This window comes from Streptomyces sp. NPDC003720 (genome assembly GCF_042875075.1).
Classification (GTDB): domain Bacteria; phylum Actinomycetota; class Actinomycetes; order Streptomycetales; family Streptomycetaceae; genus Streptomyces.
In genome coordinates, this window is the sequence record NZ_JBIANZ010000002.1 from 67,083 (window position 1) to 84,146 (window position 17,064).

Sequence of the window (17,064 nt, forward strand, 5' to 3'; positions counted from 1 at the left end):
TGCCACCGGTCGGGACACACGAACAGAACGGTGGGCGGTACCGATGGCACGCATTCTGGTGATCGGCGGCGGCGTCGCGGGCACGGCGGCCGCGCTGGGCCTGGACAAGGCCGGACACGACGTCGCCGTCTTCGAGGCGCACCCCGGCACCGCCGAGGACATCGGCGCCTTCCTGACCCTCGCCACCGGCGGCATGCGCGCCCTGGCCCAGATCGACGCCACGGACGCCGTCACAGCCATCGGTTTTCCGCTGACTTCCCTGCGCCTGCTCGACAGCGCGGGCGGCGAGGCGGCGCGCGCACCGCTCGCCGGTGCCGGCGACCCCGCGCTGCGTTACCGCTGCCTGCGCCGCGGCGAGCTGAACGCGGCCCTGCAGGCCGAGGCGGTACGGCGCGGCGTCCCCCTGCGCCACGGGGCCCGGCTGGTGTCCGTGGACCAGGACGGCGACGGCGTGACCGCGCGCTTCTCCGACGGCACCAGCGCCGCCGGAGACCTGCTGATCGGCGCCGACGGCCTGAACTCGGCCGTGCGCCGGCTGGCCGTGGCGCCCGCCGTCCGGCCCCGGTACGCGGGCCAGCGGGTGTACTACGGCTACACGGACGCGGCGCCCGCGCCGGGGGAGACCGGCGTCATCACCATGGTGCGCGGCAGTGCGGCCGCGTTCGGGTACGCGGTCGCGCCGGCGGGGGAGACGTACTGGTTCGCCCGCGTCTCCGGCGACCCTCGGCCCGCCGGTGACGCGCCGGACGCCACGCCCGCGCGTCTGCGGGGCGAACTGCTCCCGCTGCTGCGCGAGGACGCCACGCCCGCCGGGGACATCGTCGCGGCCTGCGGGGAGAGCCTCATGGCCACCGACGCCACCGAGATGCCGCTGGGCACCCCCTGGCGGGCGGGCCGGATCCTGCTCCTCGGCGACGCGGCGCACGCGGCCTCGCCGGCCACCGGGCAGGGCGCCGCCATGGCCCTGGAGGACGCCGTCGTCCTCGCCAAGGCCCTGCGCGACCTGCCGGACCCGCGGACCGCCTTCACCGTGTACGAGCGCCACCGCCGCCCCCGCGCCGAGCACAACATCACCGTCAGCGGCGCCATCTCGCGCGGCACCCACGACCCGGCGCGCGGCGCCGCCGCGGCTCCGGGCGCACCGCGCGAGGACGACGCGCTGAACCGTCTGCTGGACTGGGAGACCCCGCTCGCCGATCGCTGAGGGAGAGAGCCAACTGGGCTGGCTGAAGGGGAAATTGGGCGACCGGTGACGCGGGCTATCCTGCCCGCATGGAGATGATCGACCCGGCGTCGGACGCCCGCCTCGCCCGTACGGCGGCCCGGGCGGGAGCCGCCGTGGTCCGCGAGATGCACGGCGGGCGCCTGGACCGCTTCGAGAAGGCGGCCGGTGACTTCGCGACGGCGGCGGACCTGGCGGCCGAGGAGACCATCCTCGGACTCCTGCGCGCCGCCCGGCCCGGCGACGCGGTCACGGGCGAGGAGAGCGGCAGCAGCGGCGCCGCGGACGCCCGGCGGCGCTGGCTGGTCGACCCGCTGTGCGGAACCCTCAACTATGCCGTGCGGAACATGCTGGTGGGGGTGAACGTGGCCCTGCGGGAGGACGGCGTCGTCACCGCGGCCGCGACGGCCGACCCGTTCGCCGGCGAGGTGTTCTGGACCGACGGACACCGCGCCCTGGTCCACCGCGACGGCGCGGACGAGGAGTTGACGCCCTCGGGCGGGTCCCGGCTGGTGGACGTCAACCTCGACCCGCCGTTCCCCAACGCGCCGGACTTCCAGGCGGCCCGGCTGCTCGCCGACCCCGGCTTCGGCCGGCGGTTCCGGCCCCGGGTGGTCTCCACCACCCTCGCGGTGGCCTGGGTCGCTGCGGGCCGCAGGGCCGCGTACGTCACCGACGGAGACCTGAGCGACAGCGTGCACTTCGCCGCCGGAATCGCGCTGTGTCGGGCTGCGGGCTGCACGGTGACCGGCATCCACGGCCAGCCCCTGCACACCGGCGCCGGCGGACTGATCGCGGCCGCCGACGCCGAGACCCACGCCGCGCTGCTGGAGATGGTCAAGAACCAGACACGGTAGCGGACTTGGCGCAGGGGCACGCCAGGTCGCGCGCATTTCAGGTTTTGACTTCCGAAGGCTTGCCGCCCGCTTGGCTCACCACTTAAATCAAAACATGAACTAAGCCATGGGGTCAGCTTCCTGACCTCCGCAGCCGCATGGAGCCACCACATGAGACTGAGATCCCTGGGCATCGCGCTGACCGCCACGGCCGCGCTGATCGCCCTTCCCTCCACCCATCCACCCGCCGCCGCGGCCGAAACCCCGCTGTCCCAGGGGAAGACGGCCACCGCGTCCTCCGAGGAGAACGCCGGCACCCCGGCCGCCAAGGGCGTCGACGGCGACACCGGCACCCGCTGGTCCTCGGCCGCCACCGACGACCAGTGGTTCCAGGTCGACCTCGGCGCCACCGCCACGGTCAGCCAGGTGGTCCTCAACTGGGAGGCCGCCTACGGCAAGGACTACAAGGTCCAGCTCTCCAAGGACGGCAGCACCTGGACCGACCTGAAGTCCGTCACCGGCTCCGACGGCGGCGTCGACACCCTCGACGTCTCCGGGCAGGGCCGCTACGTACGCATGCTCGGCGTGCACCGCGCCACCCAATGGGGCTACTCGCTCTGGGAGTTTCAGGTCTACGGCACGGCGGGCGGCGGCCAGTCCGGCTGCGGCACCGCGAACGCCGCACAGGGCAGGCCCGCCGGCGCCTCCTCCACCGAGAACGCCGGCACCCCCGCCTCCGCCGCCTTCGACGGCGACACCGGCACCCGCTGGTCCAGCCAGGCCGCCGACCCGCAGTGGCTGCGGGTGGACCTCGGCTCGGTCAAGGACCTGTGCCGGATCGACCTCACCTGGGAAGCGGCGTACGGCAAGGACTTCCAGCTCCAGGCCTCCGCCGACGGCCAGACCTGGACCACCCTGAAGAGCGTGACCGGCGCGACCGGCGGCACCGCCGCCTACGACGTCAGCGGCACCGGCCGCTACGTCCGGGTCTACGGCACCGCCCGTGGCACCGGTTACGGCTACTCGCTGTGGGAGGTGGCCGTGCACACCGGCTCCACCGGCGAACCGCCCGTCCAGGGCGGCGGCGACCTCGGCCCCAACGTCATCGTGGTCGACCCCTCCACGCCGAACCTGCAGCAGAAGTTCGACGACGTCTTCAAGCAGCAGGAGTCGAACCAGTTCGGCACCGGCCGCTACCAGTTCCTGCTCAAGCCGGGCACCTACAACGGCATCAACGCCCAGATCGGCTTCTACACCTCGATCTCCGGTCTCGGCATGAACCCCGACGACACCCAGATCAACGGCGATGTCACCGTGGACGCGGGCTGGTTCAACGGCAACGCCACGCAGAACTTCTGGCGTTCGGCGGAGAACCTCGCCATCAGGCCGTCCAACGGGGCCGACCGCTGGGCGGTCGCCCAGGCCGCCCCGTTCCGCCGCATCCACGTCCAGGGCGGTCTCAACCTCGCCCCGAACGGCTACGGCTGGGCCTCCGGCGGCTACATCGCCGACTCGAAGATCGACGGCACCGTCGGCCCCTACTCCCAGCAGCAGTGGTACACCCGCGACAGCTCGGTGGGCGGCTGGACCAACGGCGTGTGGAACATGACCTTCTCCGGCGTCCAGGGCGCACCGGCGACCAACTTCGACAACGGCCCGTACACCACGCTCGACACGACCCCGGTCTCGCGCGAGAAGCCGTTCCTCTACCTGGACGGCTCCACCTACAAGGTGTTCGTGCCGGCCAAGCGCACGAACGCCCGCGGCGTCTCCTGGCCGGCGAACGCCGGCACCTCCTTGCCGCTCGACCGGTTCTACGTCGTCAAGCCGGGCGCCACCGCCGCCACCATCAACGCGGCCCTCGCCCAGGGCCTCAACCTCCTCTTCACCCCCGGCGTCTACCACCTCGACCGGACGATCGACGTCACCCGCGCCGGCACCGTCGTCCTCGGGCTCGGCCTCGCCACCCTGGTCCCGGACAACGGCGTCGACGCCATGCACGTCGCCGACGTCGACGGCGTGCGGCTGGCCGGATTCCTCATCGACGCGGGACCGGTCAACTCCGACACGCTGCTGCGGATCGGCGATCCCGGCTCCTCCGCCGACCACTCCGCCGACCCCACCACCATGCAGGACGTGTTCGTCCGCATCGGCGGCGCCGGACCCGGCCTCGCCACCAACTCCGTCGTGGTCAACAGCGACGACGTCGTCGTCGACCACACCTGGATCTGGCGGGCCGACCACGGCAGCGGCACCGGCTGGGACACCAACCGCGCCGACTACGGCCTGCGGGTCAACGGCGACGACGTCCTCGCCACCGGCCTGTTCGTCGAGCACTTCAACAAGTACGACGTGTACTGGAGCGGAGAACGCGGACGCACGGTCTTCTATCAGAACGAGAAGGCGTACGACGCCCTGAACGCCGCCGCCGTCACCCACGACGGCATCGTCGGCTACGCGGCCTACAAGGTCGCGGACTCGGTCACCACCCACGAGGCGTGGGGCCTCGGCAGCTACTGCAACTACACGGCCGATCCCACGATCGTCCAGGCGCACGGCTTCCAGGTCCCGGTCGCCTCAGGGATCAAAATGCACGACCTGCAGGTGATCTCCCTCGGCGGCAAGGGCCAGTACGCCCACGTCGTCAACAACACGGGGGCGCCCACCTCGGGGACGGACACCGTCCCCTCCAAGGTGGTCTCGTTCCCGTGACGCACCCCCCGCTCCCGCGCGCCCACCCGGCGCGCGGGAGCGGGCTCACTCCCCGGCCAGCGTCACACGCGGCGGGCGCCGGTAGGTGCCCCGGTACAGGGACGCGAAGCACCCGCCGCCACGGGGTTTGGAGCGGACGCCGGGTGCTACACGGGGAGTGCCGCACCGCCGCACCCGCCACAGTCCGGCCGGGCCCCCGGCTCACCGCCGCCCGGACGCAGGCACGGCGGGCGCGCGCCGCGTCACCGTACCCGGACCAGAGGAGGACGGCCATGGACCACTCACGCGCACCCGTGCTGGAGGCCCTGCAGGAATTCCGGCGCCGAGGGGACGTGGTGTTCGGGCCGCCGGGCCACAAACAGGGCCGCGGGACGGACCCGCGCGTCGCCGAGGTCCTGGGCCTCGACGTCTTCCGCTCGGACGTGCTCAGCCTGAACGGCCTGGACGACCGGCGCCAGTCCCAGGGCGTCCTGGAACAGGCGCAGGAACTGATGGCCGACGCCGTCGGCGCCGAGCACGCCTTCTTCTCGACCTGCGGCAGCTCCTTGTCCGTGAAGACCGCCATGCTCTCCGTCGCGGGCCCGGGGGAGAAACTGCTGCTGTCCCGCAACGCGCACAAGTCGGTCATCGCGGCCGTGATCATCAACGGGGTGGAGCCCATCTGGGTCCACCCCAAGTTCGACGCCGAGCGGCACATGGCCCACCCGCCCGAGCCGGAAGACGTGCGCGACCGGCTCCGGGAACACCCCGACGCCAAGGGCATGCTGCTGATCACGCCCACCGAACTGGGCTCCTGCGCCGACATCCGCGGGGTGGCCGACGTCTGCCACGCCGCGGACGTGCCGCTCATCGTGGACGAGGCCTGGGGCGCCCACCTGCCCTTCCACCCCGGCCTGCCGTCCTGGGGCATGGACGCCGACGCCGACCTGGTGGTCACCAGCGTCCACAAGATGGGCGGCGCGATCGAGCAGAGCTCGGTCTTCCACCTCCAGCACGACCGGGTGTCGGTCGACGTGCTCAAACAGCGGGAGGACCTGCTCGGCACCACGAGCGCGTCGTCCCTGGTGTATGCGGCGCTGGACGGCTGGCGGCGCCAGATGGCGGAGCAGGGGCACGGGCTGCTCGACACCGCCCTGCGCCGCGCCGAACGGCTGCGGGCCGCGCTGGACGAACTGCCGGGCCTCGCGGTCATGGGCGACGAGATCGTGCGCGGGGGCCTGGCCGCCGAGTTCGACCCCCTGAAGATCGTCGTCGACGTACGGGACCTGGGCATCACCGGCATGCAGGCGGCCGAGTGGCTGCGGGCCGAGCGGCACATCGACGTCGGCGGCTCCGACAGCTGCCGGATCAGCGCCTCGATCACCCACTCCGACGACGACGAGACCGAGAAGATCCTCCTGGAGGCGCTGCGCTCCCTGGTGGACGGCGCCGACTCGATCGAACGGCAGCGCCCGGTCCGCCTGCCGGAGCCCCGCGCCCTCGAACTGGAACAGGCGGTCCTGCCCCGTGCGGCCTTCTTCGGCCCGGCGGAGCAGGTACCGGCCGAGCACGCCGTGGGCCGGATCTCCGCCGAGACGATCAGCCCCTACCCGCCGGGCGTCCCGGTCGTTGCGCCGGGCGAGGTGATCACCGAGCAGGTCGTCGACTACCTGCGCAGCGGCATCGAGCACGGCTTCCTGGTCTCCGACTCGGCCGACCCCTCGCTCGAGACCTTCCGGGTGCTGACCCGCCCCTGACCCGCGCGAGCCGAACTGCGCGGCCCGCGCGCAGCACCTAGGGTGGCGGGAGCGGGCGGCCGCGTGCCGGCCCGCCCGCGGGTCAAGAAACGGCCCTCCTCCGAACCCGCTTTCGGCTGCGGGCGGTTGACCCCGCCGACGGTCCCCGGGTCCGGGCGCATGTCCGAAGGGTTGGACGCGCGGACCACGCGCCGCGTTCCCGACCCGACTTCACCCCACGGGACAAGCCGTACGGCTCCCGGTTTCGGACGCCCGGCCCCGGGGACCTAGGTGTGCGGGTCCCCGCGTTCCCCGGAGCCCGTCCCCTCGCACCCCGGCCGACCTGTCCCCGGAGCCCCGGACCGGCCCCCGTGCGCCGAACACCGCGGACCCCCGTGCCCGGCACGGCATCCATGCGACCAGCGAAGGAATGGTAGTGATGAGCGAGAGCATCCCCGGCAAGCCGGCCCCCGAGACGCCGTCGGTCGCCGAGCCGGCCGAACCCCGCCAGCCGCTGCCCCCGAAGGCCGACCAGACCGGCCCCGACACCGTCTCGCCGACCGGCCAGCCCACCGGCGCCGACCAGGCCCGGATGGCGCAGAGCGGCAGCTACCTCACCGACGCCCAGGGCACCCGGCTGTACGACACCGACCACTCCCTTAAGGCGGGCCCCCGCGGTCCCGTGCTCCTGCAGGACCACCACCTGCGGGAGAAGGTGATGCACTTCGACCACGAGCGCATCCCGGAGCGCGTCGTCCACGCCCGGGGCGCCGGCGTCCACGGCGTGTTCCGCAGCTACGGCACGGCGGCGACCGTGACGAAGGCGGCGTTCCTGGCCGAGGACGTCGAGACGCCGGTGTTCGTGCGGTTCTCCACCGTCCTGGGCTCCCGCGGCTCCTCCGACACCGTCCGCGACACCCGGGGCTTCGCGACCAAGTTCTACACCAGCGAGGGCGTCTTCGACCTGGTCGGGAACAACATCCCGGTGTTCTTCATCCAGGACGCGATCAAGTTCCCGGACGTCATCCACGCCGGCAAACCCCACCCCGACCGGGAGATCCCGCAGGCCCAGAGCGCCCACGACACCTTCTGGGACTTCGTCACCCTGCACACCGAGGCCACCCACCACACGCTGTGGAACATGTCCGACCGCGGCATCCCCCGCTCGTACCGCACCATGGAGGGGTTCGGCGTCCACACCTTCCGCCTGGTCGACGCCGCCGGCGGGACCACTCTGGTGAAGTTCCACTGGAAGCCCAAGCTGGGCGTGCACTCCCTGGTGTGGGAGGAGGCGCAGATCATCAACGGCGTGGACCCGGACTTCCACCGCCGCGACCTCTACGACGCCATCGAGGCGGGCGCCTTCCCGGAGTGGGAGTTCGGCATCCAGACCTTCCCCGACACCCCCGACCAGATGTTCGAGGGCATCGACCTGCTGGACCCGACCAACATCGTCCCCGAGGAACTGGCCCCCGTGCAGCCCATCGGGCTGCTCACGCTCAACCGCAACCCGTCCAACTACTTCGCCGAGACGGAGCAGGTCGCCTTCCACGTCGGCCACCTGGTCCCCGGCATCGACGTCACCGACGACCCGCTGCTGGCCGGCCGGCTCTTTTCCTACCTGGACACCCAGATCACCCGCCTCGGCGGCCCGAACTTCCCCCAACTCCCCATCAACCGGCCGCAGTCACCGGTGAACGATATGCTGCGCGACGGCATGCACCAGACCGCCGTGCACCGTGGCGTCGCCCCGTACCGCCCCAACTCCCTCGACGGGGGCTGCCCGTTCCTCGCCGGGGCCGACACGGGCGCGTTCATCGAGACGCCGGTACGCGTGCCGGAGTCGACCAAGGTCCGCGAGGCCCCCGAGACGTTCGACGACCACTTCAGCCAGCCCCGCCGGTTCTGGCTCAGCATGACCCCCGTGGAGCGCGAGCACATCATCCACGCCTACACCTTCGAGCTCGGCAAGTGCTACGAACAGGCGATCAGGGAAAGGGCGTTGCAGGTCCTCGCCAACATCGACCCGGAACTGTGCGCGGGCGTCGCCGCGGGCCTCGGACTGCCCGCCCCCGAACCCACCGTGCCCCTGGCCGACGTCGAGCCGAGCCCCGCCCTCTCCCAGATCGGCCACACCTGGCCCAGCGACGGCCGGATCATCGGAATCATCACCGGCCCCGACGGCGACCTCGGCGGCGTCCGGGCCGTGCGCCAGGCGGTGCTGGACAGCGGCATGGTCCCGCTCGTCGTGGCCCCGGCAGGCGGCACCATCGGCGACGGCGCGGACGCCCTGACCGTCCAGCGGACCTACGCCACCGCGCGTTCGGTGGAGTTCGACGCCCTGCTGGTCGCCGGCACCCCCGGGGTCGGCGTCGACGCCTTCGGCGCCCGTGACGCCAAGGCCGGCCTGCCCACGTCGGCGCAGGGCACCCCCGACCCCCGGGTGGGGCTGCTGCTGGCGGAGGCGTACCGGCACGGCAAGGCCATCGGCGCGGCCAAGGGCGGCGACGCCGCGCTGGAGGCGGCCGGCATCCCGCTCGACGCGCCGGGCGTGGTCGTGGGCGACGGCGCCACCGCGGTGCTCCAGCAGCTCAACGGGCTGCTGGGCGCCCACCGGGTCTGGGAACGCTTCCCCGCCGCCGCCTGACCCCCAACGGCGTATCCCAACAGGCGGCCGCCGTGCGCAGCCGTTGAGATGAGAGGGTCCCTAAGTCAACCAGTGAGGCAATTCTCATGCGTATGCGCAGCTTCGCCACGGCGGCAGTTCTCGCGGGCTCCCTCGCCCTGGCCGGCACGACGGCCGCCCACGCGGCCGACCCGGACCCCACGACGGGCACCGCCAGCAACAGCCCGGGCGTCCTCTCGGGCAACGTCACGCAGATCCCGGTCGATCTCGGCCTCAACCTGTGCGGCAACAGCGTCGACGTCCTCGCGCTGCTGAACCCGGCCGCCGGGAACACCTGCACGGTGAAGTGACACGGTCCGGTGCGCCGGTCCCCTCGCAGGAGGGGGCCGGCGCACGGCTGTTCAGGAGGAGGTGCGGCAGAGCAGCAGACAGACGTCGTCGTCGTGCTCGGAGTCGTGCAGCATCGGCTTCAGCAGCGACTCGGCCGCCGCGTCCAGATCCTCCAACTCGGCGGCGCCGAGCGTCTCCAGGGCCTGGGCCAGCCGGTCGATGCCCGCGTCGATCCCGGCCGCCCGCCGCTCCACCAGTCCGTCCGTGTAGAGCGCCAGCGTGGACCCGGGCGGCAGCCGCACGGTGTGCTCCTCGTACTCGTACGCCATCGGCACGCCCAGCATGATCCCCGGCTTGAGGTCCAGCACGCTCACCGCGCCGCCGGGATCGCGGGTGACGGCGGGCGGATGGCCGGCCGCGGCCCACACGACGGCCGGATCGCCCGGGGTGAAGCGGGCCACGGCGCACGTCGCGTACAACTCCGGCTGCTGGTGGAGGAGCATCCGGTGCAGCAGGGTGAGGATGCGGGCCGGGCCGTTGCCCTCGACGGCGTACGCGCGCAGGGCGGTGCGCAGTTGCCCCATGATCACCGCCGCGCGCAGCCCGTGCCCCGTGACGTCCCCTATCACCGCGAGGACGCTGCCGTCGGGCTGCGGGAACGCGTCGTACCAGTCGCCGCCGATGTTCAGGCCGCGGGTCGCGGGCAGATAGCGCGCGGCCAGTGACACGCCCCGGACGTCGGGCAGTTCGGTGAGCTGGGCGCGCTGCAGCGCCTCGGCCACGTCCCGGTGCTGCTCGTACCGGCGGGCGTTGTCCAGCGCGATCCCCGCCCGCCGGCCCAGTTCCAGCAGCATCACGGTGGTGTCCGGGTCGAACCGCTCGCCCGGCGCGGTCAGGGTCAGCACCCCCTGCACCGTGCGCGAGCCCAGCGGGATGCACAGCAGCGGCCGGTCGGGGAAGAGGGCGGAGGGCGGCAGGTCGTCCACGCCCGGCAGCTCGCCGGGGTGCCGGGCCGCGTGCTGCGGGCGGCCCGTGCGGGCCGCGGTGACGGTCGCGGCCGCCCGGTCGCCCGGCGGCGTGCGCTCGTCGTCCGGCAGCCAGATGTCGACGTCGGCGGCGTACTCCGGGACGAGCAGGTCGGGCAGCCTGCGCAGGATGTCGTCGTGCTCCAGGGAGGCGTTCAGGGCCGCGCTCGCGTTCGCCAGGAAGGTCAGCAGCCGCCGGGCGTTCTCCGCCGCGGTGCGGGCCGCCCGCTCGGCGTCCAGCAGTTCGTGCTGCGCCAGCGCGGCCGCCTCAAGCTCGGCGTGCAGCGCCAGCACCCCCTGGTTGGTCTGGTGGAGCTCGTCCCGGTGGAAACTGACCAGCTCCTCCGTCTCCGCCAGGCTCTCCAGCACGGCGTCCGCGTCGGCGTCGGCGTCCAGCAGGGCCTCGGCGAGCCCGGCGTCGTCCAGCCCGGCAGGCGAGGGCGGCGGTGACGCGACCGGGCGGGGGCAGGACAGGGTGTGCCGCCAGGACCCGGGCCGCCCCGGCTGCCGTACCGCGACGTGCAGCCGCCCGTCGGCGTCGACGCGGACGGCGACCTCGGCGCCGCCCTCGGCGACGCAGCGGCGCAGCCGCGCGGTGAACGCGGTCAGGAACCGGGCGCGGTCGAGAGCGGGCAGGCCGGCGTCCGCGGTGAGCCGGGCGAGCACGGCCCGGGCGCGGGCCGCGTCGGCGGTCGAGTCGATGGTCCAGAGGTCACGGGCGGCTGTCATGGGAGCTGGTCCGGCGGTCGGGGGCCAGTACGGCCACACTGGTGTCGTCGCGTACGGGGCGGGCGGGGCTGCTCGCGTCGCGCAGGATCGTGGCGGCCACCACCGTGGGCTCACGGGCGAGCAGCGCGTGATCGTCGGGCGGCGACCAGCGGCTCGGCAGCCCGTCGCTGTGCAGGACGAGCAGACTGTCCGCGTGCCACGGCATCGTCCGCAGCGGAACGTGCGCCGGGAAGTAGGCGCCGACGATGCCCGGATGGGAGACGAGGGACGTCCAGGTGTCTCCGGTGCGCAGCCGGGCGCCTGCGTTGCCCACCCCGGCGAAGCGCAGTTCCCGCCGCTCGGTGTCGAGCTGCGCCACCACCGCGGCCGCACCCCGGGTGCGCCGCAGGGCGGTGTGCAGGCGGCGCAGCATCTCCACCGGAGGCAGGTGCGCGGCGGCCCGCAGCTCCTCCACCGCCGCGGTGGAGGCGTGGGCCGCCTTGGCGCCGTGCCCGAGTCCGTCGGCCAGCAGCAGCGTCACCAGGGGACCGGAGCGCACCCAGCCCCAGGAGTCCCCCGAGTGCTCCGCCTGGTCGAGCGCGACGGTGATCCCGCCCGCCGGCGGTTCGTCCCGCGCGGGTGCGCCGGTCCGGCCGGCCTCCTGGTCCACGCGGGCCGCCGCCACCGTGCCACCGCCCGCGGCGCTGTACAGGTGGAAGGCGTTCGCCAGCCGGCGGCAGCTTCCGAGGCCCGCTCCGAGCGACCCCTCGGCGGTGCTGAAACCGTCCCGCAGCGCCGTGCCGACGTCCGCGATCCCCGGCCCCCGGTCGAGCGAGCACAACTGCACCGACGGCGCGCCGCCGGCCGGGCCGTCCACCAGGTTCAGCACCATGCGGCCCCCGTCGGCGTGCCTGAGCAGATTGGTCGCCAGTTCGGTGGCGACCAGCGCGGCCGCCGCGGTGCGCTCCTGACCCAGACCGGCGACGGCGCTCGCGGCCTCGGCCGCGACCCGGACGTCCCGTACCCGTGTGGAGTCGTGCACCGGGATCTCCCACACCCGGCCCATCACACCCCCGCCCTGGCCGGCGGCACCGGGGTGACCCAGGCGACGGCCGTGACCGTGGTGCCCCGGCCGGGCTCGGTGTCCACGGCGAACTCCTGCACCAGCCGTTTGGCGCCGCTGAGTCCCAAGCCCAGGCCCCCGCCGGAGGTGTAGCCCTCGGTCATCGCCAGCTCCAGGTCCCGGATGCCGGGGCCCTCGTCGGTGAAGCGCATCCGCAGCCCGTGGACGCCGCCGTGGTGCAACGGGGTGATCTCCGCCTGCCCGCCGCCGCCGTGCACCAGCGTGTTGCGGGCCAGCTCACTGGCCGCGGTCACCAGTTTGGTCTGCTGCACCAGGCCGAAACCGAGCTGCGCCGCGTACTGCCGCACCTGGTGGCGGACGTAGGCCAGATCCCCGTCCGAACCGATCGGCAGGCAGGCCGCCGAGCAGGCCCGGTCCGACGACGCCGGCATCACGACTCCTCCGGCGACAGCAGTTCCACGGCGCGGTCGACGTCCAGGGCGGTGGTCAGACCGGGCAGCGTGAGTCCCAGTTCGACCAGCGTGATCGCCACCGCCGGCCGCATGCCGGCCAGCACCGTGCGGGCCGCCAGCAGCCGGGCCGTCGACGCGATCTCCGCGAGCACCCGGCCCAGGAAGGAGTCCACGATGTCGACGCCGGAGATGTCGATCACCACGCCGGTCACGCTGCTGGTCGCGATGCGGCTGGAGATGTCGTGCTGGAGCTGTTCGGCCATGCCGTCGTGCAACTCGCCCTGCAGCGAGACGAGCAGGATGTCGCCCAGTGCCAGGACGGGCACCTGGGCCTGGCCGGAGAAGGGCTGCATCACCGCGCGCCCGCCCCGGCGTCCGTGCGCGCGGAGACCTCGATGCCCTGCCGGCCCAGGGCGTAGGCGAGCGCGTCGGCCAGCGAGGCGCGGGTGATCACCGTCCCCAGGTCGATGCCGAGCTGGACGATCGTCTGCGCGATGGCCGGCCGGATGCCGGAGACGATGCACTCCGCCCCCATCAGCCGCGCGGCGGCCACCGTCTTCATCAGGTGCTGCGCGACCAGCGAGTCCACCGTGGGCACACCGGTGATGTCCAGGATCGCGTACCGGGCCCGCTGTTCGACGATCGCCTCCAGCAGGGACTCCATGACCACCTGGCTGCGCGCGCTGTCCAGGGTGCCGATCAGCGGCACGGCGACGGTGCCCTCCCACAACTGGATGACGGGCGTGGCCACTTCGAGCAGTTGCTGCCGCTGCCGGTGGATCAGGTCCTCACCCGCGTGCAGCGCCGTCTCCATCACCACCAGACGCAGGGTACTCATGATCAGGGTGAGGGCGAGCGCCGCGTCCTGCGCGTCCGGACCCGCCGGGTCGGGGAACTCCTCGCGCAGCAGCTCGACCGCCGGTCCGCGCAGCCAGGCCACCTCGCCGGAGATCTGCGCCGGGCTCGATCCCGTACGGGACCGGGTCGCGGCCATACGGCCCAGCTGCTCGCGGACCGTGCCGAAACCGGGGGCGTCGATGTCCTCGAACCGGCCGCTCATCGCCACGTCGACGAGCGCGTCCAGCACGGCCTTGCACGCCTCGACCGCCTCGTCGCGGGAGACGGTGAACACCGAGCGGAACAAGGGGGCGTCCGCCCAGCGCTGCGCGATCTGCTCCTGACGCCGCTCCAGAAAAGCGCTCACCACACGCGACGCCGACTCGGCAGCATCCTGCTCCGGCACGTACATCCACTCCTTCCGCACGGCCCGGCTCCGCCGTCGTCCGGCCGGTTCCGGGCCGATGGCCTCCCTACGACTGACAACAGGGTCCGCGCCGACGAGCGGCCGAACCCCGGAAGGCCCGGCGGCCGAAGCCGCCGGGCCGGTGTCGGAGGCCGTCTACCCCGGATCAGGAAGACCTCTCCGCAGTGTTAGACAGATCACTCGCGCGCGGGACGGATCAGATCGCCCCGCCGCCGCCCGGACCGCCCATCTCGCCGCGCCACGCCCCGGTCTCCCGGCCGCCGCGCTGCTCGATGAAGTCCTTGAACCGGTGGAGATCACCGGAGACCCGCCGCTTGACCACGCCGAGCTTGTCGCCGACCGTCTCGGCGAGTCCCTCGGGTTCGAACTCCAGCTGCAGCATGACCTTCGTGGTGGAGTCGTCGATGCGGTGGAAGGTGACGACGCCGGCCTGCTTGGCCTCGCCGTCGACGGTGGTCCAGGCGACCCGCTCGTCCGGCCGCTGCTCCGTGATCGCGGCGTCGAACTCCCTGCGCACCCCGCCGACGTTGGTCACCCAGTGGGTGAGGGAGTCGGTGCGCTGCTCGATGCGCTCCACCCCCTCCATGAACTCGGGGAACGTCTCGAACTGGGTCCACTGGTTGTAGGCGGTGCGCACCGGGACGCCGACCCGCACGGATTCCTCGACCTGCGACATACAGGAACACCTCTCGTTCTCGTCGGCTGTACGAGGAGCGGGTTCCTGTTTGCCGCCAAGTCATGCACACGATCCCGCGATCGGGTGACACGAGGGCCGGGCGCGGACGCGGGCGGCGCCCGTCAGTCCCGGGCCGGCGCCGGCGCCTCCCGGCCTCCGGCGACCGGTTCGTGCGGCTCCCGCGACTCGCGGCCGGCGCGCCGCCCGCGCAGCAGCAGGCGTCTGGCGGGCCGCTCCACCGCCTCGTACAGCACCCAGGACAGCGCGAGCGACACGGCGAAGGCGACCGCCGTCACCGCGAGGCCCGCCAGCAGGCCGAAGTGCGGCTTCGTACCGAGCAGTTGGGTGCCCGCGCGCAGGACCAGCAGGTGGACCATGTAGAAGGCGAACGACAGCTCCCCGAGCCGCACCAGCCGCCGGCGCCGCCACAGGGAGGGCAGGCCGCGCAGGTCCGCGACGGCCGCGGCCGGGATGAGCAGGGCGAACCCGGCGATGGTGCAGACGGTGGCCGAGTAGCCGGGCGTGACCTGGGGCACCAGGAAGTAGCCGATGACCGCCAGCGCCAGGGCGGCCTCGAGGCCGGGCCCGCGCCACCGGCCCAGCAGTACCAGCCGGGCCGTGACGGCGCCGAGTACGAACTCCGGCAGCCGGGCGGCGGGCATCGAGTACAGGGCCTGCTCGGTCCAGTGGTGGGCGTCCGCCCGGGCCAGCACCAGCACCGCCACCACCGACAGCACGCCCAGCACCGCCGCGCCCCGGGCGCCCAGCCGGCGCAGCAGCAGGAACAGCAGCGGGAACGCGGCGTAGAAGAACGCCTCGCAGGCCAGCGACCAGCTCACCGGGTTCAGCGTCTGCCACCAGGGGCGCCACCACGAGTGCACCAGCAGCAGGTTGGACAGCGCCTGCCCGGAGGACGGTCTCGGCTGGCGGGGCAGCGTGTACGCCATGAGCAGCGCGATGCCCAGGGTGACCACGTGCACCGGGTAGACGCGGGCGATCCGCCGCCGCCAGAAGGCCGGTGCGCGGTCGTGGGGCCGCGCGGACCACGTCAGCACGAATCCGGACAGCACGAAGAAGAACGACACACCCGTGGCGCCCGCCCCGAAGCCCCACAGGACGATACGGCCGGGCTCGCCGCCGAAGTAGCCGAAGTTGTTCACGTGCAGCCCGAAGACCAGCAGTGCCGCGACCCAGCGCAGCCCGGTCAGGGACGGCAGGGCGGGCCGGGCGGCCGGCGGGGCGGAGCCGGCTCCGGTCCCACCGGTCCGTGCGGGCGGCGTCCGGGTGGACCGGGTCGTCGCCGTGGTCATCACATCACCTGCCGCAGAGGGGTCGCGTGGGGCATAAAGGGGACCCTTGCCCGGTCGCCCCTCCGCATTCACACCACGTCGCGAACATCACACTGCTGCCGGACGAACGGGTCCGCCGTATGCCACGGACGGCCGCCGCCGGGCATCCCTACGAGTGACAGGCCCGTGATCCGTGTGGTCCACCGTCGAAGCGGGGTGCGCCTCGTTTCGACGGCCGAAGGCCGGTCGCGCGCACAGCGGCGGAGAGGGCAGGATTCGAACCTGCGTGGGCCCCTGGCGGGGCCCGACCTCGAGACGTGCTCTTGGTCCCCGATCAACCACTCCGGGCACCTCTCCCTGTTCCCGGCCCGGTCTCCCGCGCCGTTCACGACCACTACGTTGCCAGGCCCCGCTGACCGCGCCCTGACCCTCCGCTGACGCCGGCCGACCCGCGCTCACCCGTTCGGAGGACCCGTCGGCTCGGCGCGCCGCCCGGCGGGCCGTGCGGCCACAAGATGCGTTCACACGACGTCCCGGGCGATGCCGGGCGAAACCACGCGCAGGCGAACACCGGGCGTCGCCGAGTAGCCAGAATTGCATCGTTCGTTTTCTTGAACCCTTCGTGTTTACAGGGGTAGGTTCGGCCCATGACCGCATCCGGTGCTCCGACCACCGCCGAGGAACTGCGCGGTGCCGGCCTGCGCGTGACGGCGGCCCGGGTCGCGCTCCTGGAGACAGTCCGGGACGGTGACCACCTCGGCGTCGAGGCGATCGCGTCCGGGGTCCGCGACCGTGTGGGCCACATCTCCCTGCAAGCCGTCTACGAGGCACTGCACGCGATGACGGCGGCGGGCCTCGTACGGCGGATCGAGCCGGCCGGCAGCCCCGCCCGGTTCGAAGGACGCGTCGGCGACAACCACCACCACATCGTGTGCCGGTCGTGCGGTGCCCTCGCCGACGTCGACTGCGCGGCCGGCGAGGCGCCCTGCCTCACCGCGTCCGACGACCGCGGCTTCTCGATCGACGAGGCCGAGGTCGTCTACTGGGGCACCTGCCCCGACTGCTCCACCGGCCGTATCTCCTGAGTTTTCGAGTTCCTGAGTTCCTGAGCACAGAGTTCCGTTC

At 73.1% G+C, this 17,064-nt stretch carries 14 protein-coding genes and 1 pseudogene; 7 read left to right on the plus strand and 8 right to left on the minus strand.

The annotated features are described in order from the left end of the window. The first annotated feature begins 43 nt into the window (after positions 1–43). From ACFYU0_RS05750 to ACFYU0_RS05775, 6 genes are all read left to right on the plus strand, one after another. Positions 44–1,204 carry an FAD-dependent monooxygenase gene (locus ACFYU0_RS05750; RefSeq protein ID WP_389298076.1) on the plus strand — a complete coding sequence of 387 codons (1,161 nt, stop codon included), beginning with the start codon at positions 44–46 and terminating at the stop codon, positions 1,202–1,204. Between the two features lie 68 nt (positions 1,205–1,272). Then, positions 1,273–2,079: an inositol monophosphatase family protein gene (locus ACFYU0_RS05755; protein ID WP_389298078.1), complete on the plus strand. Its 807-nt coding sequence runs from the start codon at positions 1,273–1,275 to the stop codon at positions 2,077–2,079. A gap of 150 nt (positions 2,080–2,229) precedes the next feature. Next, complete coding sequence (locus tag ACFYU0_RS05760; RefSeq protein ID WP_389298080.1) at positions 2,230–4,770, plus strand: discoidin domain-containing protein; 2,541 nt, start codon at positions 2,230–2,232, stop codon at positions 4,768–4,770. Between the two features lie 272 nt (positions 4,771–5,042). Next, positions 5,043–6,506 (plus strand): aminotransferase class I/II-fold pyridoxal phosphate-dependent enzyme, encoded by a 1,464-nt coding sequence (locus ACFYU0_RS05765; RefSeq protein ID WP_389298082.1) that lies wholly within the window; start codon positions 5,043–5,045, stop codon positions 6,504–6,506. Positions 6,507–6,924: 418 nt separating this feature from the next. Then, on the plus strand, positions 6,925–9,132 hold the full coding sequence (locus tag ACFYU0_RS05770; RefSeq protein WP_351666275.1) for a catalase: 2,208 nt from the start codon (positions 6,925–6,927) through the stop codon (positions 9,130–9,132). A 92-nt stretch (positions 9,133–9,224) separates the two neighbouring features. Beyond that, complete coding sequence (locus ACFYU0_RS05775) at positions 9,225–9,461, plus strand: chaplin (RefSeq protein WP_389298084.1); 237 nt, start codon at positions 9,225–9,227, stop codon at positions 9,459–9,461. 51 nt (positions 9,462–9,512) lie between these two features. Here ACFYU0_RS05775 and ACFYU0_RS05780 read toward each other — a convergent pair whose 3' ends face one another. From ACFYU0_RS05780 to ACFYU0_RS05815, 8 genes and pseudogenes are all read right to left on the minus strand, one after another. Continuing rightward, positions 9,513–11,195, minus strand: a complete 1,683-nt coding sequence (locus ACFYU0_RS05780) for a GAF domain-containing SpoIIE family protein phosphatase (protein ID WP_351666279.1) — start codon at positions 11,193–11,195, stop codon at positions 9,513–9,515. After that, entirely contained in the window at positions 11,179–12,240 is a 1,062-nt protein-coding gene (locus ACFYU0_RS05785) for a SpoIIE family protein phosphatase (RefSeq protein WP_389298086.1), read from the minus strand. Before ACFYU0_RS05785 ends, ACFYU0_RS05780 begins: the two co-directional genes overlap by 17 nt. After that, a complete protein-coding gene (locus ACFYU0_RS05790) occupies positions 12,240–12,689 on the minus strand; it encodes an anti-sigma regulatory factor (RefSeq protein WP_389298088.1) in 450 nt (149 codons plus the stop codon). Before ACFYU0_RS05790 ends, ACFYU0_RS05785 begins: the two co-directional genes overlap by 1 nt. Next, a complete protein-coding gene (locus tag ACFYU0_RS05795) occupies positions 12,689–13,063 on the minus strand; it encodes an STAS domain-containing protein (RefSeq protein ID WP_351666285.1) in 375 nt (124 codons plus the stop codon). Before ACFYU0_RS05795 ends, ACFYU0_RS05790 begins: the two co-directional genes overlap by 1 nt. Further along, the gene (locus ACFYU0_RS05800) at positions 13,063–13,959 is read right to left on the minus strand and encodes an STAS domain-containing protein (protein WP_389298886.1); all 897 of its coding nucleotides are present in this window, start codon (positions 13,957–13,959) and stop codon (positions 13,063–13,065) included. The genes ACFYU0_RS05795 and ACFYU0_RS05800 overlap by 1 nt, the downstream gene beginning before the upstream one ends. Before the next feature lie 211 nt (positions 13,960–14,170). After that, positions 14,171–14,650: an SRPBCC family protein gene (locus tag ACFYU0_RS05805; RefSeq protein WP_351666287.1), complete on the minus strand. Its 480-nt coding sequence runs from the start codon at positions 14,648–14,650 to the stop codon at positions 14,171–14,173. A 122-nt stretch (positions 14,651–14,772) separates the two neighbouring features. After that, on the minus strand, positions 14,773–15,960 hold the full coding sequence (locus ACFYU0_RS05810; protein ID WP_389298090.1) for an acyltransferase family protein: 1,188 nt from the start codon (positions 15,958–15,960) through the stop codon (positions 14,773–14,775). 240 nt (positions 15,961–16,200) lie between these two features. After that, positions 16,201–16,296 (minus strand): annotated as a pseudogene (locus ACFYU0_RS05815). 290 nt (positions 16,297–16,586) lie between these two features. Here ACFYU0_RS05815 and ACFYU0_RS05820 point away from each other — a divergent pair. Further along, entirely contained in the window at positions 16,587–17,024 is a 438-nt protein-coding gene (locus ACFYU0_RS05820; RefSeq protein WP_351666291.1) for a Fur family transcriptional regulator, read from the plus strand. Positions 17,025–17,064: the final 40 nt, after the last annotated feature.